Origin of the sequence: Cyclobacterium plantarum (assembly GCF_011290685.1) — a bacterium.
Lineage (GTDB): Bacteria > Bacteroidota > Bacteroidia > Cytophagales > Cyclobacteriaceae > Cyclobacterium > Cyclobacterium plantarum.
Window position 1 is genome coordinate 746,582 of record NZ_JAANYN010000002.1, and the last position, 19,582, is coordinate 766,163.

At 44.5% G+C, this 19,582-nt stretch carries 14 protein-coding genes and 1 riboswitch; of the genes, 8 read left to right on the plus strand and 6 right to left on the minus strand.

From position 1 onward, the window contains the following. Positions 1 to 4 precede the first annotated feature (4 nt). Both G9Q97_RS07115 and G9Q97_RS07120 read right to left on the minus strand, forming a co-directional pair. Entirely contained in the window at positions 5 to 3,493 is a 3,489-nt protein-coding gene (locus G9Q97_RS07115) for a SusC/RagA family TonB-linked outer membrane protein (RefSeq protein ID WP_166144632.1), read from the minus strand. Between the two features lie 154 nt (positions 3,494 to 3,647). Further along, positions 3,648 to 4,598, minus strand: coding sequence for a FecR family protein (locus G9Q97_RS07120; RefSeq protein ID WP_166144635.1), 951 nt, complete (start codon positions 4,596 to 4,598; stop codon positions 3,648 to 3,650). A gap of 163 nt (positions 4,599 to 4,761) precedes the next feature. Between G9Q97_RS07120 and G9Q97_RS07125 the strand changes: the two genes are divergently transcribed. Genes G9Q97_RS07125 through G9Q97_RS07135 form a run of 3 tightly spaced genes read left to right on the plus strand, consistent with a single transcriptional unit; the run spans position 4,762 to position 8,469 of the window. Continuing rightward, entirely contained in the window at positions 4,762 to 6,105 is a 1,344-nt protein-coding gene (locus G9Q97_RS07125) for a peroxidase (RefSeq protein WP_246255474.1), read from the plus strand. 2 nt (positions 6,106 to 6,107) lie between these two features. Then, positions 6,108 to 7,520, plus strand: a complete 1,413-nt coding sequence (locus G9Q97_RS07130) for a Dyp-type peroxidase (protein ID WP_166144638.1) — start codon at positions 6,108 to 6,110, stop codon at positions 7,518 to 7,520. Next, the gene (locus G9Q97_RS07135; protein WP_166144641.1) at positions 7,513 to 8,469 is read left to right on the plus strand and encodes a catalase family protein; all 957 of its coding nucleotides are present in this window, start codon (positions 7,513 to 7,515) and stop codon (positions 8,467 to 8,469) included. Before G9Q97_RS07130 ends, G9Q97_RS07135 begins: the two co-directional genes overlap by 8 nt. Here G9Q97_RS07135 and G9Q97_RS07140 read toward each other — a convergent pair. Beyond that, positions 8,464 to 10,383, minus strand: a complete 1,920-nt coding sequence (locus G9Q97_RS07140; protein WP_166144644.1) for an FAD-binding protein — start codon at positions 10,381 to 10,383, stop codon at positions 8,464 to 8,466. The two genes, G9Q97_RS07135 and G9Q97_RS07140, sit on opposite strands and share 6 nt — an antisense overlap. 160 nt (positions 10,384 to 10,543) lie before the next feature. Further along, a riboswitch (TPP riboswitch) is annotated at positions 10,544 to 10,639 on the plus strand. A gap of 70 nt (positions 10,640 to 10,709) precedes the next feature. Between G9Q97_RS07140 and G9Q97_RS07145 the strand changes: the two genes are divergently transcribed. From G9Q97_RS07145 to G9Q97_RS07165, 5 genes are all read left to right on the plus strand, one after another. After that, positions 10,710 to 11,432: a class I SAM-dependent methyltransferase gene (locus tag G9Q97_RS07145; protein WP_166144647.1), complete on the plus strand. Its 723-nt coding sequence runs from the start codon at positions 10,710 to 10,712 to the stop codon at positions 11,430 to 11,432. Beyond that, positions 11,419 to 12,489, plus strand: a complete 1,071-nt coding sequence (locus G9Q97_RS07150) for an AIR synthase family protein (RefSeq protein WP_246255475.1) — start codon at positions 11,419 to 11,421, stop codon at positions 12,487 to 12,489. The genes G9Q97_RS07145 and G9Q97_RS07150 overlap by 14 nt, the downstream gene beginning before the upstream one ends. Next, positions 12,486 to 13,127, plus strand: coding sequence for a thiamine phosphate synthase (locus G9Q97_RS07155; RefSeq protein WP_166144650.1), 642 nt, complete (start codon positions 12,486 to 12,488; stop codon positions 13,125 to 13,127). Before G9Q97_RS07150 ends, G9Q97_RS07155 begins: the two co-directional genes overlap by 4 nt. A gap of 4 nt (positions 13,128 to 13,131) precedes the next feature. Further along, entirely contained in the window at positions 13,132 to 13,398 is a 267-nt protein-coding gene (locus G9Q97_RS07160; RefSeq protein ID WP_166144653.1) for a Trm112 family protein, read from the plus strand. A 456-nt stretch (positions 13,399 to 13,854) separates the two neighbouring features. Next, positions 13,855 to 15,816, plus strand: a complete 1,962-nt coding sequence (locus G9Q97_RS07165) for a CASTOR/POLLUX-related putative ion channel (RefSeq protein WP_166144656.1) — start codon at positions 13,855 to 13,857, stop codon at positions 15,814 to 15,816. A gap of 403 nt (positions 15,817 to 16,219) precedes the next feature. On the opposite strand, the gene G9Q97_RS07170 is transcribed toward G9Q97_RS07165, so the two are convergent. From G9Q97_RS07170 to G9Q97_RS07180, 3 genes are all read right to left on the minus strand, one after another. Then, positions 16,220 to 17,614 (minus strand): MATE family efflux transporter, encoded by a 1,395-nt coding sequence (locus tag G9Q97_RS07170; protein ID WP_166144659.1) that lies wholly within the window; start codon positions 17,612 to 17,614, stop codon positions 16,220 to 16,222. A gap of 216 nt (positions 17,615 to 17,830) precedes the next feature. Beyond that, on the minus strand, positions 17,831 to 18,904 hold the full coding sequence (locus G9Q97_RS07175; RefSeq protein ID WP_166144662.1) for an agmatinase family protein: 1,074 nt from the start codon (positions 18,902 to 18,904) through the stop codon (positions 17,831 to 17,833). A gap of 50 nt (positions 18,905 to 18,954) precedes the next feature. After that, positions 18,955 to 19,431: a SixA phosphatase family protein gene (locus G9Q97_RS07180; protein WP_166144666.1), complete on the minus strand. Its 477-nt coding sequence runs from the start codon at positions 19,429 to 19,431 to the stop codon at positions 18,955 to 18,957. Positions 19,432 to 19,582 lie beyond the last annotated feature (151 nt).

Below are 19,582 nucleotides of genomic sequence, written 5' to 3' on the forward strand. Positions count from 1 at the left end.
TTCATTAAAATCCAAGATTTACGCCCAAAATAAAAGTAGTGGGGGTGGTATCATTCTCTGGATCAAGCCCGGGAAAAGGACTGAATACGAGAAGGTTCTGCCCCATCAGATAGGCCCTGAGATTGCTCACCCCAAGCCTTGATAACAGGTTTCCCGAAACATTATAACCCAATTGAAAATTTTGGAATCTGAAAAATCCGGCATTGGCTACATGTCTGTCTGCAATTCTATTGTTTCCGGAAGGATCTTCGGTAATTGCCCTTGGAATCGTATTCGATGGATTATTCGGTGTCCAACGATCCAGGTAATCTACCAGGAAATTTCCTCCACCGGCACCTACACTTTGCAGGCCATTGGTGAAGATTCGCTGCATATCACCTAAACCCCTGAAGTCAATGCTAAAATCAAAGTTTTTGTAATTGAGTCCCAGGTTGATTCCATAATAATATCCAGGAATTGACTTTCCAATATAGGTTTGGTCAAAGGCGTCAATCCTACCATCGGGATTTGGGCTAAAAAAAGCATTTTCCCCATCTTCCTCACCAGGAGGTCCCTGAATATCCACAAATCGAATATCCCCGGGAGATTTTTGAGCCTGATATCCCGGATCTTCATTTTCTTCCAACCAGGATTCTACCTGTTCTTCGGTCTGAAAGATTCCATCAGTCCGGTAACCCCACAAAAAATTAATCGGTCTTCCTTCTTCTATTCGATTGGAATTTCCCCCGGAGGGTCTGCCCTGGTAAAGGTTGGAAACCCTGTTTCTTACGGTCGTGAGGTTGGCTCCTATTGAATAACTAATATCCCCAACCTTGTCCTGAAAATTTCCTTGAAGTTCAAAACCTCGATTATCCACATTTGCAAGATTGACTACTGGCTGAGAAAGTGCACCAATTACCTGTGGGATATTGATGGCCTGGAGGATTCCATCTGTGTATCGTTGGTAATATTCAACAGTAAGGGAGAGCCTGTTGCTCAATAACATGGCATCCAATCCTATATTGGTTGTCGTGACGGTCTCCCAACTCATATCTACAATAGGAAAGTCACCCAAGGCGGCGGCGGATTGTATAATCCCATCGCCGGCAGCACTTCCGCCTGAGCCCAGGGCATAGACCGGGTTGAAATTTACCAGGGACAAAAAGGCAAAATCCCGTGTTTCCTGATTACCTGTCTGACCCCATCCCACACGAAGTTTAAGGTCATCAATGAAACCCTGGTTCATAAAGTTTTCTGATGACAATCTCCAGGCAGCACCGAAACTGGGAAAAGTTCCCCATTTGTAGCCAGGACCAAATTTGGAAGTACCATCTCTTCTTACTGTAGCATCCAGGTAGTATTTGCTGGCGAAACTATAGCTTAGCCTTCCCATGTATCCTTGGAGACCAGAAGGAGAACGCTCATAAAGCACGGCTTTATTTTCCCTTGCCCATCCTTCTTCGATCCTGCGCTGGTCCCAACCTGGAAGTGGTGAATTCTGGTCAGACGCTAACTGGGTATTATTCCACTGTACCTGCTGGTCCATAGCATTAAGAATCAGATCTATCCGGTGTTCGCCAAAACTTTTATTGTATCCGATTAAAAATTCTTTTACAATATTAATATTCTCGTTGATTCTTCTTCGATAGGTATTTCCTTCTCCGGAATAGGGAGTCCCCTGGTTTGCCTCAAATATCCCTCTTCTCTGGTCAAAAAACCGCTGCTGTGTATTGGTAAATTGGTCAAAGCTAAACGTGCCCCGCAATCGAAGGCCATCGATGGGACTGGCTTCAGCATAAAACGATCCAATATTTCGTATCATGTCTCTTTGCACGGTATTCAAATCTGCTATGGCGAGAAAATTATTTCTGGTGGCACCGCCATACCCGTTACTTAAAAAAGAATCTCCTACAATCCGGCCCGGGGCGGCATATCCCCTAAATCCAGAAGGATCATACAAGGGCTGCCATGGAGCTGAAAAAGCGGTATTTAAGCCTGCCCCTGCATCCTCTGCTGTTTGAGAATAGACAAAACGAAAAGATTCACCAACTTTTAACCAGCTGGCTACCTGGTGATCAGAATTGACATAGGCTGAGTACCTGTTGAAGGTGCTGGTATACATGGCATTTTCCTGACCCGAAAACCCAGCCCCAACGGCATAATTGGACATCTCATTGCCTCCTGTAATGGATACATTGTGGTCTTGAATCACAGCGTTCTTTACCCGTGTTGCCTCCAGCCATTGATCGGTATAATAGGGGCTATTTCCCAGGTATTCTGGTGAACTGCTATCATAAAATTGGAAAAAATTAGGATCAGGTGAAGCTGCCGGATTATTGTTTAGGGCCTCCAGATATGTTTCAACGTAATCGTTGGTATTCATTACCTCCCAATCATTCCTGACATTTTGAACCCCATATCTGGAAGAAATGCTGACTTTGGGTTTTCCTTTTGCCCCCCTCTTGGTCGTAATTAAAATGACCCCATTGGAAGCCCGAACCCCATAAATGGCAGTGGCCGAAGCATCTTTTAATACTGATATGGATTCAATGTCATTGGGGTTGATAAGATTAAAAACATTGACATCTCCTCTTTGGTCCTGCGATCGTGCATCCCCAGATGCAGCCCCGCCCTCTACCAAAGGCACACCGTCAATTACATACAATGGGTCATTGTATCCCAGGGTACTTACTCCCCGAATCCGAATGGAAGGCCTTGCATTTGGGTCTGAACCGGGATTGGATACAAATACTCCTGCCATTTTTCCCTGCATCGCCAGCTCTGGTGTCATGCTTGCTGTTTTCGTGATTTCCTCAGAATCGATCTGCGAGATTGCACCGGTCAAATCTTTCTTCTCCCGGGTACCATAACCAATTACAACTACTTCCTCCAGAGAAGATTCGTCCTGAACCATTTGCACATCAATTGTGGTTTGATTTTCAATGGTAAAACTCTGGGATTGGTAACCGATAAAAGAAAAAACAATGGTTGCACCGTCCGGTACCGTTAATGAGTAAGTGCCATCCAGATCCGTAACGGTACCGGAAGAACTACCCTGTACTGATATCGTTGCTCCGGGCAGAGGATCTCCATTTTCATCGGTTACTTTTCCGGAAATGGTTACCTCATCCTCGTCTGTTTCATTTTCCTCTCCATCTATTATCCCTTCCGATGGGCCTGAAGAGTTTTCTCTTGGTGCTACATATATTGTACTGTTTAACCTTTTGAATTCAAAATCCGTAATTTGAGCCAAATGTTGAAGTACCTCTTTAACATTACTGTCTTGATAATTAAAAGTAATTCGCTGATTGTCCCTGGCTACTTTTTGGTTATAGGTAAAGCTAAAGACTGTCTTTTCTTCTATAACTTCTAAGATTTCCTTCAGACTCTGGGAATTCGCCCGGATACTTATCCCGACATCTTCCAGGTTTTGACTTTTGGTTGGTGTCGCCAAAATAAACTGCATTGCAAACACCTGAATCAGGAAGGCATACAATAACTTCTTTGATGCCATGATCAATAGTTTTAGTAAATTAATTTGCATAATTTTAAGTGCTTTAATTCTTTTGAGTTTGTTAATTTGATTGGAATTTGAGCCTGATCCGGCACTGTTGCCGCAGTGGCCGGATCATTTTTTGCTTATTTCATTTTTGTCATAGGCATGGGTTTTATTTGCATTGAACAATGTTAATCGATATGGTTTTTGTACGGATATCCGTCTGATAATCAAATTCAAGCAGGTGCTTCATTCCCCTCAAAATGGTCTCTATCCGTTCTCCCTCATAAGTTCCTGTTATCAGGCATTGGGGTCTTTTGCCAGAAAATGTGGTATGAATCTCTACCCCATAGGCCCTTTCCAGAATTTCAAACACTCTTTCCACCGGCTCTTCTTTAAAAGAGAGTTTCCTGGTATGCCAACCCAAAAAATACTCCGGGCTTACCTCAGCGATACGAATGGCTTTTCCATCCAATACTGCTTGTTGTCCGGGTTGAAGGAATGCCTGCTCCCGGGAAACCCTGTTGGCAACTTTTACCTTGCCACTGGCTACGGTGACTTCTGTAGCCTGATGGGTATTGATATTGAAGGATGTACCCAAAACTACAATTTCAGCATTGCCGGTTTGAACTATAAATGGCTTATCCGGATTTGGTGTAATGTCAAAAAATGCTTCTCCTTCAAGCCTGACCAATCTTTGCCCATTTAGAAAAGTCTCTGGAAACTCGAATTCACTGTTTTCATTTAACCTGATCTGACTGCCATCACTGAGCGTAATGGTGGATCGCATGCCTTCAAGGGTTTGCTTTACGGTCATTTCAGGTTGATCAACCGATGAAAATGCCATTTCCCAATAAATCCATGCCGTAAATCCCAACAAAATAAATACGGCGGCATACTTGCTGATACCTTGGATCCATGCCGTTTTTCTCAGTCGTCTGATCCTTCTTTCCTCCAAATGCTTCCAAACAGTCAATTTTGACTGCCTGATGGTGCCTTCATCAGGATACCTCCCCAATCTGGCCAGATTATCGAACAGCTGCCGCAGGGCAATCTGACTCTTTTTGCCAGTTTTTGCTTTTAACCAGGCTCCAAAATATCTTTTAATTCTCTTCGAATTCATTTCAGCTTTATCCCTTTTACTATCTAAGTACCCCAAGTGGGGTGGATCAGCTATCTGGATTAAAAAAAAAATCATTTTTTTTGAAATTATCAGAGCATATCGATGGAAATTAACAAAGAAATTTAAGCCAATGGATTGCAATTGGCAGACAAAATTTTTTATATTGAGTAAAAATTTTTACCAGCCCATGTCCACTGTCCATAAAGGCCTTACCATAACCGTTACCCTGGATGAGGAAAAAATACCTTATGTCAATGGCCTGCTTTTTGAGTATCGCAAAGATCTGAGTATATACCAGGAGAAATACCATAAATCCCTGCCCAGCACTTTTTTTATCAGTTGGCTGACATTGCCTGCTCAAACTTATGCCGGCAAAGAAAAACTTCCAGCCCGGATCATCCTGATGAGCAGTTACGTGGGAAGCAAATCCAGGCATTTACAGGAATTGGCTACCTTTCTTGGTCCACAGATCAAACAGGTATTCAGTCAAAGTCCGGAATATCCCAAAAATGACCTGGATAAACCTGGTTTGGTTTACTTTTTGAAACGAAAAAGCATTCCAAACACCTTCTATTCAGGTTTCAAATTTATCAGCACCACAGAAGTCGACAAGGAGAAAAAACTCAAGGCAGAAGTATGGAAATACGCACAGGGATTGGCAGATCAGGGAGATCCTTCCTCTCCGAAAGAAGTAAAAGAAAATATCGAAACGTTTGTTAAAAACCATCCCCAACTGGTCTGGGCAAGCAAAAAAATCCCCTATGCCCTTAGCAATAGGGTTCAAATGTTATGGCCATTGTCCCTGTTCGGGTTGCTGATGTTGACCTCTTTGGTTTCCATCGTCCTTTGTTTTTTTATTGATGCGCTGGTACTCAAAATTCTGGCCTGTATCCTTCCCTTATTTATCCTGGTAGTCGTTTTCCTGTTTTTGCTTTTGCGCCTCAACGAAAACATACCCCATGAACCCAGTCCGGAACTTTCTGATGAGAAAGTAAGGGAAATAGTTGCACAGGAAACCAATCCGGTAATCAATGAAATGACAGTGATCGCTCCATTGAAACGAGGGTGGATACGCCGGGTATTTCTGGCACTTACTTTAAAGCTAGTCGGATTGGTGTCCTATTTTGCTTATATCCCTACCGTACACACTGCAAGGTGGCTGCAAATGGACAAAGGAAAAAGATTGGTATTCATCGCCAACTTTGATAATCTTTCAGAAGCATATGCCCACGATTTTGTGGACAGTGAAAGGAGATCCATGAACATGGCCGTGATTTTCAGTCATGCCTTTGGTTTCCCAGCCACCCGTTGGCTGGTACACAAGCAATACAACCACCGGAGCAACTATATGAAAGGTGTAAGGGCCCATCAGAAAGTCACCCAATTCTGGTATACCTGCCAGCAGGATCTGAGTGTAGAAAATTTAAAAAGAAACCGGGCATTCAGAGCGGGACTGTATAAGGAGATGGATGATCCGGAGATCAAAGACTGGCTGTTAACCTTATAAAAATGACTATACTGGAAAAAGACGACATTCAGGGATTATTGATCAGGGGCCATGGCAATCTCAGTAGTGCCAGCTACTTATTGTATACCTTTACTGATCCAGCCAAAGCAAAATTTTTTTTACAAGAGATTATCCCAAAAGTCACCACGGCATCCGAAAAACCAGAAGAGCAGGCCCTGCAAATTGCCCTTACCTACGAGGGTTTGGCTTTTTTGAAACTTCCCCCTCCCCTTCTGAGCAGTTTCTGCAGGGAATTCAAAGAGGGAATGTCAGAAATACAGCGGCAATTTATCCTGGGCGACACCGGAGAAAATGCGCCCCAAAACTGGACCTGGGGAGAGAAAAACATACACCTTATGTTGATGGTCTTCGGAAAAGACCTGGAAAAACTGGAAAGCACATTATCCCAAATCAAGATTTTGACTGCATCTTTCCAGGTAGAGCTGTTGCATACCCTGCCTACCGGAATGCTGCATGCCCAGAAAGAACATTTTGGATTCCGCGATGACATATCCAGACCGATAATCAGAGAGTTATTGAAAGAAGTACCGGGTGATACCGCAGGCACTTTTCCCGCAGGGGAATTTATCATGGGATATAAAAACCTCTATGATGAATATGCACCCAGCCCGACTGTACCAGACGTTTTGGATAAAGAGGGCAAATTGCCATACCATCCTGATGATGCCACCCTTAAAGACCTGGGAAAAAACGGCACTTACCTTGTGTTCAGGCAAATGGAGCAAAAAGTACATGCTTTTTGGCAGTACATGCGGGCGCAAAGTAGTGATAAAGCTTCAGCCATTGCCCTGGCCAGTAAAATGGTGGGTAGGTGGCCTGACGGTTCTCCTTTGACCCTATGCCCAAATCAGCCGGATCCCAACCTTTCCGAAGCCAATGATTTTGGATTTTGGAATGAAGATAAGGCCGGATTGAAATGTCCCATCGGATCCCATATCCGGCGCACCAATCCCAGAGACCACCTGGTAACGGAAAACACCCAGAAGGATTCTACAGAAATGGCCGCCAAACACCGCATGATCAGAAAAGGCCGGCCCTATGGACCGCCGGTAACTCCCGAATTGAAACCTGAGGAAATGCTGGATAGTATGGAGGATGACCGGGAAAGGGGGCTTCATTTTATCTGCATGGTAACCGATATTCGCAGGCAATTTGAATTTGTCCAAAACAATTGGGTGAATTTTCACAAATTCGGAGGCCTGGAAAATGACGCAGACCCCATTATCGGCAACCATTACCAGGATGAGTCCAGAAAAACCAATGAATTCAGTATACCGAAATACCCGGTAAGAAGAAAACTGAACAATTTGCCAAATTTCACGATCATCAAGGGTGGTGCCTATTTCTTTTTTCCCGGCATCAGGGCCTTACAATACATGGCTAATTATGATTAATACCTATACACCAGGCGAAGAAAAAGACATACAGGAATTGATCCGGGTAATGAAGGATTACCTGAAGCAAGAGTACCCTGAAGGGAAAATACTCAGAAATTTTCATCCTAAAATGCATGGACTGCTGAAAGGGACCCTTACCATTCGTCAAGATATTCCGGAAGCCTTACAAGTCGGGCTCTTCAAAGAAGCCAGGCAATATGATGTCTGGATACGACTTTCGAATGCCCCTCCAAAAGTAAGGTCTGACAAGCCGGCATCCGGAAGGGGATTGGCCATAAAGGTATTGCAAGTGAAAGGGGAAATGATTGAGGAAGATCCTATAGGATGCTCTACCCAAAATTTTTTGATGACCACAAGCCCCATCCTTTCTACCTGGACCATTCGCTTGTACAAAAAAGCCATTAAAGCAGTACTTTTTGGCCTTTGGGAGCAGTTGCGATTTGCCATTAACCCCTCCCATTGGCGTAGTATTTACCTTACGCTTAAATATTCCGCCAAACACGATAACCTGCTCTCCCAGACCTATTTCTCTGGTGGTGCATTCAGACATGGGCCAGACCACTTCGTGAAATTTGTTTTAACACCCAACAATCCGGCATTGGGCTACACCCTGGCCGAACCCCGGTCGGAAAATTTTCTCAAAGAGCAACTTAAGGAAGATTGCCAGGAAAGGGAACATGCATTTACACTAAATGTACAGATTCACAAGGACGAAAAAGAACAACCCCTGGAAAACACTTCTAAAGTTTGGAAAGCCGGTTTGGTGCCGCTTGCCAGTCTGAACATTCCCAAACAGGATTTTGATACCGAAGAAAGAAGAGCCATGGGTGAAAAAATGGAATTTTCACCCTGGATTGGACTAGAAGACCACACACCCGTAGGAGGCATCAACCGGGCTAGAAGAAGGGTTTACAAAGAATTGGCAGCCTTTCGGAAATCCTTATGAAGTTTGTATCCGCTCAAGAAAGGCATTGCGGAAGGTGCTGCCACCGAAAAACTCCTGCTCTTTTTCCCAATCTTTGAACCTGGGAAAGGCTTTTTCCACCATTGGGCGGTGCCAGGGCTCCACGGAAAGTCCCCAATGGGGAACAGCTCCCAGAGCCAATAACTCCCGTTCCAAACGCATAAACAAAGGATAACTTCCGGTAACACCTTTGACACTGACCAACTCGATCATGCACATGTCTGATTGGTTCATCATGGATAAATGAGCGGGGCATTTTTTGACAAACCGCAAAGCAAATGGTGCAGCTAAAAGCTGATCATACCCCTGAGATTCTTCACAATTTTTTATGATCAAATCCACCGCTTCAAAAACTTTTTCCAAGGGAAAACCAAATTCTATGGCATAGCCATAAAATTTCAACTCGCCCAAGCCCTGATCCAGTACATTCCTGGCCAGGTCTTCAAACCCACCTCCAGCATCATCTTTGTGGTCAACGAGTCTTTTCAGGGAATTATTAGTCATTCTGGGAATAGAGAGATGGTTTTTATTAAACACCCAGGGAGAAAGCCTGCCCGAAATGGCAATACCGGAGATAAAGGTGGAAATATAATTTCTCTCTATGCCCGCATGGTGTTTCCCTGGCACTTCTTCACTGTAATTCCGGGTAGTTACCAGGCATTTTCTTTTTTTACCTTCCTCCCCTGGCGCTTCCTTATCGCAGTAAGGATTAATCAACACTTCAAAATGCCGGTGGCTATTGATATATTTGTACATCCCCTCCTGCATCATCTCTTCCCTGACATCATCCCAATTACGCATGATCCTTTCTTCGAAAAGCCTGTAGTCCGGCTGGGCTTCCAGTATCATGGAAAAAACAATGCCAACAGACCCTATACCCACCATAACGGCATTGAATTTTTCATCATCCTGAATCAATTTGATGTCATGCTTTTTAACCATCGCGTCCTTTTCAAACGCTTCCCTGTCGGTGATACCATCACTTGGTTCTACCCGGAAAACCCTGGCTCCTTTGCCCACTATGGTCATCGACTTTGCAAAAGCGGAAACCGGACCTATTCCTATTCCAGACCCATGTGTGGAAGTGGCGATAGCCCCTGAAATGGACTGAATGCTGGATCCTCCCTGGTTGATCAGGGCAAGTTTGTGATGGGTCAATGCCTGAATCAAATGCCTGATTTTTGTACCTCCTCCTGTTTCAAACAAATAATGGGTTTCCGTACTTTTTTTATTACCAAAGTTAACTTCTACCTCAAACCCATCGCGGAATTTTTCCCTGATCCATTCTTTGGCCGGCCTTTGGGTCATGTTCATGTCCTGGGTACAAACCATATAATCTTCGCATTGGGCCACAGCGGTCAGGGCATGCCCCGAACCTACAGCCCGAATCTTACGGCCATTTTTCTCGGCCAGCCTGACCAGTGAACAAACTTCTTCCAGGCCTGCGTAATCGTATAACTCACATTTAGGATCCTGTGGTGAGAAATTTTTATAGGCTCCATTGCCGGGAACAAAGAATTGCAGGGGTTCCGAAAAATGATTGCCGAACCAGTTGGCCCATTTCTGTCTTTTATTCTTTTCCTTTGGGTAAAAATCTTCCCTGGTCAACTCTTTATCCAGGGATAAAACTACCTTCTCATGGCTGTCCATAGTCCTGTTAAGTCGGTTTTCTATCAACCTGCGCACAAATCTGGGCCTTATCATGAAATTAATCACAGTCACCCATCGGTTTCTTTTGATCCTTGAACAGTGATCCGTGAGGGTATCATCCAGTATTTCAATGTGTTTGGGTACATTTTCCCGGTTAAAAATTACTTGAAACACCAATCTTGCAAGGACCCAGGAAACAATGGTATTCCCCTTTTTCCAGGATATAAATTTTGATAGGGCAGTCATGAAGTTAATCTTTTTAATTTCAATAAGTTATGAATATATGGTAAAAATTTGAAAAGAGAAATAATTGTTTGGTGATCTTTTTTCAGGCAAACCATTGAAAAATTCCTAAAAGGAACTTGCTTTTGTTTTGATAAAGGAATTGAATACCTTTGAACGAAGAAATGAATGCACGGGGTGCTGGAATTCAATCCGGCTGAGATCAAACCCGATACCTGATTTGGATAATGCCAACGTAGGGATGCCAGCCAGAATTCCATTTGTATTTTGTCGCTCCATTCCCTGGCCCATTCAGGTGAATGGAATTTTTGTTTAAAGACAACGACAATATGGAAATTGAAAAAACTGCAGGCGGACTGATTCCCCAAACCAAGCAAAACTGGCAAAACAGGCCGGAATGGTTTTTTAACCGCAAGCATACTGATACTTACGAGCTGTGGTATGAAGGCCGGTACAAAAGGGCAGAAATCTGGCAGAAAAAAGTCATGGAGCAACTGGTATCCAAAGACAGCCGGATCAAAACACTGCTGGAGTTCGGCTGTGGGACCACCCGTTTTACCCGCTGGTGGAAAGAAATTGGCATTGAGGCCTCCGGTGGAGATATCTCACCTTTGATGCTTTCCCAGGCCATCCATCTTTTTGAGGGAGACCTGGTGATGGCAGATTCGCATCACATGCCCTTCAAGGACCATTCTTTCGATGCTTTGGCTTTTATCACCACCTTTGAATATTACAAAGACCCGGTGAAGGTCATCCGGGAGGCAGCCAGGGTGGGGAAATATGGCATTGCCATGGGCATGATGAACCGGAACTCTCCCAAGGTATTGCGAAGAAGGGTACAGCAGCTCTTTGGGAAAAATCCCTTCTATGTGACAGCTACTTTTTACACACCTGAAAAACTGATTCAGCTCATACAGGAAGCTTTGAACGGAAGATCCTATTCCATTGAATGGTCCTGTACCGGATTGCCCAAATGGTTTCCTGTGCAACAGTGGAGCCTCCCATATGGGGACTTTTTTGGTTTATATGTTCAACTTCATGATGTGGAATAAAATGTCTGATCAACTGGGTAAAATAGATGAAACTTTGCTGGAAGAATTTATCACCTCTCATTGCGGTGCAAGCAGGAAAGAGGTCCTCGTAAAACCGGGCTTTGGCATCGACGTATCCCTGGTGGAATTGGCAGGAAAGCAGGTCATGGCATTAACCAGCGATCCCTTGTCCCTGGTTCCCACCCTTGGCTTGCAGGAATCAGCCTGGCTGTCCGTTCAATTGATGGCCAATGACATGGCCACCACGGGTTTTTCCCCTCAATACGGCCAATTTGTATTGAATTTACCAGCAAATTTTTCCAAAGAGGATTTTAAAATTTATTGGACGCATATTCACGATTATTGTGAGAAAATAGGCATGGCCATTACCGGCGGTCATACCGGATTTGTGGAAGGCCAGCATTCTACCATTGCTGGAGGGGGTACCTTTGTTAGCATCCTTCCCAAAGATCAGGCACTCACATCCAATATGGCCCGTTGCGGGGATGTGATCCTGGTAACCAAAACTGCCGCCCTGTCCTCAACGGCCATTCTTGCCATGAGCTTCCCCAAAACCGTCAGGGAGAAGTTGGGAAAGGAGGTCTACCTTGAAGCCTGTGAATCATTTTACCAGACTTCTTCTCTGGAGGAAGCTTTAACAGCCGTTGGCAACCCTGGGGAAAAAGCGGTTACTGCCATGCATGATGTAACTGAAGGAGGTATTTTAGGTGCCATCTATGAGCTGGCTGCTGCATCCGGATGTGGGGTATCCCTGGAGAAAAATCAGCTTCCTGTAGGCCGGGTCCAGCAAGCCATATGCAACATTTTTGACCTGGATCCATTAAAATGCATCGGGGCTGGCTCAATGATCATTTCCTGCGATAAGTCAAATGCCAGACGCATTCAGGAAAGGATATTGGACAAGGGAATTGCCTGTGCTCAGGTAGGGGAATTGACGGAGAAAGTGCAAGGAATGGTTTTGCGGCAGGAAAATGGAACAGCCAAAAAGCTTACCTACCAAAAAACAGACCCCTACTGGGCAGCTTTTTCGAATGCATTCAAACAGGGCTGGAAATGAAAAAGCTCAACCTTCAACCCCAAAGGGGAATTTACCTGATCATCGATCCCGCAGACAGACCGGAAAGCGAATGCTTTAGCATACTGGAAAAGCTATGTCGCTATCCAATCATTGCCCTTCAGATCTGGGACCATTTCAGGGAATCCCAGGGTAGGCTGAAGTTTATCCACAGGGTATGCCAGTTGGCCCAGCCCTGCCCTTTTCCTGTATTGATCAATAACCGTTGGGAATTGATAAAAGAAACAGGTGCGGATGGAGTGCATTTTGACACCCTACCAGAAAACCTGGATGGAATCAAAGAGGCACTGCCTGACAAATCCATTTTCGGTATCACCTGCAATAATGATCAAGAACTCATCGACAAAGCTGAAGAAAAAGGTTTTGACTATCTTTCCTTTTGTTCCCTGTTTCCTTCCCCAACCGCAAATAGCTGTGATCTTGTTTCCTTTGAAACCATACGGGAAACGGAAAAAAAAAGCAGGCTACCTCTCTTTCTGGCCGGAGGCATTGACCTGCATAACTTGTCCAGACTAAATGAGCTTTCCTATTCCGGTGTGGCAGTAATCTCAGGCATCATGCAGGCAGCAGATCCCTGCAAGGCCATGGAAGAATATTTAAATCAATTACAAACCAACTGATCCCATGAAGATAAATACCATAAAAAAATTGTGTTGCCCCTTTGACAAATCCGATTTGACCTTGACCAGAATTTCAGAAGATACTGAAGAAAGAATCATGGAAGGCTGGTTACATTGTGCTCAGTGCAAGCGGATCTATCCTATCGTAAAGGGTATTCCCATCATGAACCCGGATGCTTACAGGGAGTTTGAAATGGAAAAGCCGCTGTTTGAAAAATGGCAAAAACAACTCGGGGAAAAAGAGGTGAAAAATTTCAGGTTGGTGGAATAACACCTGGACCGATCGTTTAGAAAGTCAAAATCTAACTGATTTCCCTTTTCAAAAGTTACTCATTTTTAACTGCAAAGTGGAAATTACAGTCACAATCCTGACTTTAATAACATGCTTTGTTCTGGTCTTATTTATACCATCAGGTCAAAAATTTCAGCTGCAGCAAATTCCCTATATTCATGGGAAATTGGAATTTCACAGAATTGGCAGTTTCATAACTGGTATTACCCCAGGTTTGAACGATGGAATGATGTCCGTCCAGCCTGAAATTATATTTTCAAAGTAGAAATTTTCTACCATGGGCTACAGCTATTTAAATTAATTGAAATCAGGTTAAATTGCTGTGATTTTTTATATCCTTAATCAGCTTTGATTTTACACCTTTATGTAAAAATCCTTTAGCTAATTCTATTGAAATGGCTAAATTGGAAAAATTTTGCTTTTTAAAAAATCACCATGCGCATAAAAAGACCCAGGATTCGCCGGAAAATAATTTTTACCCTGGAAAGGCAACTGGTAAAAGGGGCCCATTTTCAGTTGTTGCTGGTAGCTGCACTGATTGGTTTGATCTCCATTATCGGGGGCATTCTGGTGATGCCATCGGGATCCCCAACAGCTACTTTCGGGGAGTCTGTCTGGTGGGCTTTTCTGAGGCTTACAGATCCGGGATACCTGGGTGAAGACGTGGGCAACTGGAGAAGGTTTATCTCAACCCTGATAACCGTGGCAGGGTATGTAATATTTCTTGGATCTTTGGTGGCCGTCATTACCACCTGGATGAACCGAAAAATCAGGCATTTAGAACAAGGACTTACACCTGTGACAGCCAATGACCACATCCTCATTTTAGGCTGGTCAAATCGAACCATACACATAGCCGCTGAAATTTTTCAATCTGTGGGTAGGATCAAACGGTTTTTGGAAAGATACGATGCTAAAAAGTTACAGTTGATTATTCTTTCAGAAGAAGTCAGCCCTTTTCAAATGCAGGAACTCAAAGACCATCCAATGATCGGAAGGCGGGCTCATGATATTGTTTTGCGTACCGGTCTGGCCATTGACCGGGAACACCTCCGAAGAGTGGATAGCTTAAATGCATCATGCATCATTATACCAAGTTTGGCCTATGGAAGAAAAGAACTCATCAATCCGGATATAGAAACCATCAAATGCCTGCTATCATTGAATGCAGAAGCCAACTCCCAAAACATCAAGAAGCTGCCGTATGTGGTGGCGGAAATTCAAGATGCAAATAAGGTTAATGCTGCCTATCGGTCTTATTCGGGGCCATTGGAAGTAGTCGGCAGCAATACCATTATCAGCCGGCTAATGGCTCAGAATATCCGACATCCGGGGCTTTCGGAAGTATACAATGAAATTCTCTCGCAGGTGGACGATAACAACCTGTTTTCGCAGGCCTTTCCTGAATTGGTGGGCCAACCGATAGGAAAATTGAAGAAGGTTTTTACCAAAGCCGTAGTCCTGGGAATAGTAAAAAAGGAGGGTGAGCATTTTACCCCTCAATTAAATTTGCCTGATGAAAAGGTCTTGGAAGAAGGAGACCTATTGGTTTTACTTGCCAGAAGTTCTTCGGATCTGATTTGGAGAAAGGACAGACTTTCGATTGAAACTGAAACTGTCCCATTTCTCGGCCAGCTGCCGGTGGACGAACTGGAAAATACCATACGCATATTGATTTTGGGATGGAATGAACATGTTCCTTCGCTTATCAGGGAATTGTGTACCTATGAGGAAGAAAAATATTTTATCCGTCTGGTGGCTTTGCGACCTGTTACCGAAAGGGAAAAGGACCTGGCATTTTTGGAAGAAGAAAACCTCAGGGTTTCGGTTGAGCATTTTGTTGCCGACTTTATCCGGGAATCCGAGATCAAAAAAACTGAAGCAGAAACTTTTGACCACATTCTCCTGGTCAGCAGCGACCGGATGGAAGAGGAAGAAGAAGCAGACGCAAGGACCATGGTAGGTTATGTTTTACTTGAGGAGGTTTTGGAGAAAGCACCCAAAAGACCTTCGGTTTTACTCGAATTGTCGGACCCCAGCAACGAATCCCTTGTCAAAAGCTTTCAAAGTGAAGTCATCATCAGCCCCATGGTATTAAGTCACCTTCTGGCAGGGATTGCCCTGCAAAGGGAACTCAACAGTATTTATAATGAACTTTTTACCGTTGGAGGTGCAGAAATAATATTCAGGGACCTTAACGAATACGGGGTTTCTTTTGGGAAATTACAGTTCCATGAGCTTGAGTCACTGGCCACTGCTCATGGAGAAACCGTGCTGGGAATTTATTTAAATCGGGCAGATGAAGCAGGAAACCATCTTTTACTCAACCCTTCAAAAGGTAAGAAAATAGACCTTTCCGATAAAGACAGGCTTGTGGTCCTCACCACTTTTTATTAAATGCAGGGCAGGTACGCGCTGTTGTATCTATCCTAATGAGAAGTTAAATGGCTTCAAAACAATAAAATACTACATCCATTAACATTTCATACCCCCATTGGTTACAAATGCATACCTTCTTACTAAAAGGAAAGGCATACCTTTGAATTAACAAAGTCAGGACATCTATTTATCTTGCCTGTTAAACCTAATTCAACTACCGGTCCTCTCATATACCGGTAGTTTTTTTATTTTCATCCTGGAAAATACTCTTATTAGCTTTTGCCTGCATAAAAAATAGAGCCGGAATAAAGTGTACTGCACAACATGTACCAAATGGATTGGTCCATGGTTTTCGCTTTGAGGAACACAGGGTTCTTACCATTTTAAAGGTAAGCGGGGCCGGCAGAGTTAATTTAGCCAATCATGCCTTGGCAAATTTCCAATTTCCTTTTCGAAAAAACCAAAGAGCAATCAGAGCATGGAGGGAATGGCAAAAGGCAATAGTGATAAAGATACCCTTGGTTTCCAGGCCATAAGTGATGGCCAAAAGGTAGGCGAGTGGGATTTCCAGCAACCAAAACACACCGATATTGATATATGCGGGCGTTCTGGTATCCCCCGCACCATTGAAAGCCTGCACCATCACCATGCCCACTGCATAAAATATATAACCCAAAACCGTGATTTTTAATCCTGAGGAAGCAATGGCCCTTACATCCTCCTGCAGCGCAAATACACCGGCAAGGGTATCTGCAAACAAAAGATAGATCAAGGTGACGGCTGCCAGAAAAATGAAATTATACCTGGCGGTCAGAAAGGTTGAAATTTCCGCCCTAAAGGCTTTACCGGCTCCCAGATTTTGACCTACGAGTGTAGCGGCAGCAGCCGAAAGTCCCCAGGCCGGCATCAGGCTGAACAAAAGTATGCGGAAAGCAATGGTATAGCCGGCCACTGCAGCACTCCCAAATTCCGAAGCTATTCTGGTAAGCACAATCCAGGCGGCAGAATCCACCAAAAACTGCCCCATTCCTCCAGCGGATATATGAATGATTTTCTTCAGGGTTTCCCAGCGGACTTTCAGGTTGGTACGGTTAATGACCAGACGGTGTTTGCCATTAAGCAAATGGTACACTTGGTACACCACGCCCAGACTCCGCCCCAGGGTGGTGGCCCAGGCTGCGCCTACCAGGCCAAAGCCTTCAAAAGAGCCTAAACCAAAAATCAATAGAGGGTCCAGAATAATATTCAAACCATTGGAAATCCAAAGTGCACGCATGGCCAGGTGGGGTGCTCCGGCACCCCGAAAAATCCCGTTGATCAGAAAAAGCAGCATAATGGCCGTATTGCCCAGGAAAATGATTTCCGTATAGGCCTTCCCCGTCTCCAGAACCTGCTCCTCTGCGCCCATCAGGGAGAGGATTTCCCCAGCGTAGAAATAACCACCTGCCCCCAAAAGCAGGGAAGCCAAGACCCCGACCAGGAGCAATTGAAAGGCAACCGTTCCTGCCCGCTGGAATTTTTTCTCCCCGAATCTTCTGGCCACCATGGCCGTACCTGCCATGCTGATGCCCACTCCCAGGGAATAAATGATGGTCAATACCGCTTCTGTCAGGCCTACGGTGGCAACGGCATGTTCACCCAGCCGGCCGACAAAAAATATATCGACAACGGCAAACAGGGACTCCATGATCATTTCCAGGATCATGGGCACCGCCAGCAGGATGATCCCCGATTTGATGGGAATCCGGGTATAATCCTGCTCATTCCCCCGGATAGATTCCGATAACAATTGCCAAAAAGGAGTACGCTTCTTCATCAGGAAAAATCAAAGCCTAAATATCGGAAAATTACAGGGATTATCGGCTTGTCCCAGGACAGGAAATTTCAGTAATTGGTTAGGTATACCTTTTCCAAAATTCAGACCTTTGGAAAAGGTCCAATAGGGTATAACTTTTCCAAAGTTTCAAACTTTGGGAAAGTTGAATTGGGAAAGTTGGATGAATGAATGCAGTTTTTCAGCAGCAAATATGTTTCAGGACCAGTGCAACTTTCCTTGAGAAACAGCCGCCAGATTGGCCATCCGGTAAAGCAATCGCGCCCCGACATTGGCGTCCCATTCATCCTTTTCGGTACCAGGAGCCACTTCCACCAGGTCAAATCCTATCAATTGCCTTCCGGTTTTTACCAGGTTTTTTACCAGGAATATCAGTTGCTGATAGTCCAGTCCCCCCGGCACGGGAGTGCCTGTATGGGGGCAAAGGGCCGGATTCAGGCCATCAATATCTATGCTCAGGTAAACCTTTTCGGGTAGATTTGCGACGATATCCTGGCATATGGATGCCCAAGATTTGCCTTCATACAAATCCGCTTTTAGCTGGCTATCGGAAAACAGCCGGATCCTTTCATCCGAATGGATGTAGGTCCATTCTTCTTCACACAAATCCCTGACCCCTACCTGTACCAGTTGCTTGACTTCTGGGATTTTAAGGACATTATGGGCGATGGAGGCATGAGAATAGTCAAAACCTTCATAGGAAACACGCAAATCCGCATGAGCATCTATTTGCAATATCCCAAATGAAGGATGCTTTGCAGCCAGAGCCCGGATAGCTCCCAACGGGGTACTGTGGTCCCCTCCGAGAAGGCCAAAAATTTTCCCCTTATCCAGGTAGGTCTTAGCCTGTTGATAAACCCATTCGTTCATTTCTTCACAAGCCTTGTTGATAATCCCGGGAACTGCGGCAAACCTTTCTCCCTGTATTTCTCCTGCCCCCTTCTCCAGCCATTGGATGTAATTGTCGGCAAGCAACCGGAATTTGTTGTTGTCTGCTTCCAGATTTTCATTAATGGGTAAAAGGGCAATTCCCATTTTCCAGGCATCTAAGATGTCTTCCTGAAAAAGATCAACCTGCACAGAAGCATCCAGAATGGCTTGCGGCCCCCTGGCCGTGCCCGCCTGATACGAGACCGTAACCTCCCAGGGAACGGGAAGGATGATCAGTTCACTGGTCTCTGGTGTAAAGGGAAGACCGAATAAATTTCCGGCTATTCCCATACCGTTGGGATCAAAATTTTGCACAAGGGTAATTTTATTATTGTTGGCCATGTTTGAAATCAAAATGTTAAACTAAAATTTATATTGTTGTGAATAAAGCTTTACTGAAGGATTTCTTCCAAAGTTCCGGTGTTTTTTGATAGCATGTCCCAGCCCAAATCCCTGAAATTCAGCCTGGCCATCATGCCGGGAGAAAACATCAGGTGATCCTCTCCTGTGAGGTAAGCGGCTATCATGCTGATGGCCGGATTGTGTCCCACCAGCAATACCTGATGGACTTCGGCAGGAAATCCATTGATAACGAAAAGCAACTCATCCCGGTCGGCACGGTAAATAAAGGGAACGGCAAGCCTGCTTACCGGCTCCAGGTGTTTGCCTAAAATTTCTGCTGTCAGTTGGCAACGCAGGGCGGGACTATATACCATCAACTGGCATTTCTGCCCATTAATGGCCAGCAAATTGCCCAGCCTATCTACTTGTTGTCTGCCTGCAGCTGTCAGGTCGCGGTCTGCATCCACAGCGGCAATATTTGGTGAAACTGCTTCTCCATGACGGGCGAGTAAAAGTTCCTTTACCATAAACCAAAATTGTTGTCTGAAATGAAAATTAAATATGTTGAAATTATGCCGGCAATAAAAATTGCTTTGGATGAATATTTGGAAGAGAATTATATGACATCTATTTTTAGGCCAAAATAAGGGGATAATTCCTGGTCCCTGGTATTTTTAT

Coding starts and splice junctions, on each gene's coding strand:
- G9Q97_RS07175 (WP_166144662.1), bottom strand. CDS start 18,904: ATGGCCAACAATAATAAAATTACCCTTGTGCAAAATTTTGATCCCAAC.
- G9Q97_RS07135 (WP_166144641.1), top strand. CDS start 7,513: ATGATTAATACCTATACACCAGGCGAAGAAAAAGACATACAGGAATTG.
- G9Q97_RS07170 (WP_166144659.1), bottom strand. CDS start 17,614: ATGAAGAAGCGTACTCCTTTTTGGCAATTGTTATCGGAATCTATCCGG.
- G9Q97_RS07140 (WP_166144644.1), bottom strand. CDS start 10,383: ATGACTGCCCTATCAAAATTTATATCCTGGAAAAAGGGGAATACCATT.
- G9Q97_RS07165 (WP_166144656.1), top strand. CDS start 13,855: ATGCGCATAAAAAGACCCAGGATTCGCCGGAAAATAATTTTTACCCTG.
- G9Q97_RS07130 (WP_166144638.1), top strand. CDS start 6,108: ATGACTATACTGGAAAAAGACGACATTCAGGGATTATTGATCAGGGGC.
- G9Q97_RS07115 (WP_166144632.1), bottom strand. CDS start 3,493: ATGGCATCAAAGAAGTTATTGTATGCCTTCCTGATTCAGGTGTTTGCA.
- G9Q97_RS07145 (WP_166144647.1), top strand. CDS start 10,710: ATGGAAATTGAAAAAACTGCAGGCGGACTGATTCCCCAAACCAAGCAA.
- G9Q97_RS07160 (WP_166144653.1), top strand. CDS start 13,132: ATGAAGATAAATACCATAAAAAAATTGTGTTGCCCCTTTGACAAATCC.
- G9Q97_RS07155 (WP_166144650.1), top strand. CDS start 12,486: ATGAAAAAGCTCAACCTTCAACCCCAAAGGGGAATTTACCTGATCATC.
- G9Q97_RS07120 (WP_166144635.1), bottom strand. CDS start 4,598: ATGAATTCGAAGAGAATTAAAAGATATTTTGGAGCCTGGTTAAAAGCA.
- G9Q97_RS07150 (WP_246255475.1), top strand. CDS start 11,419: ATGATGTGGAATAAAATGTCTGATCAACTGGGTAAAATAGATGAAACT.
- G9Q97_RS07180 (WP_166144666.1), bottom strand. CDS start 19,431: ATGGTAAAGGAACTTTTACTCGCCCGTCATGGAGAAGCAGTTTCACCA.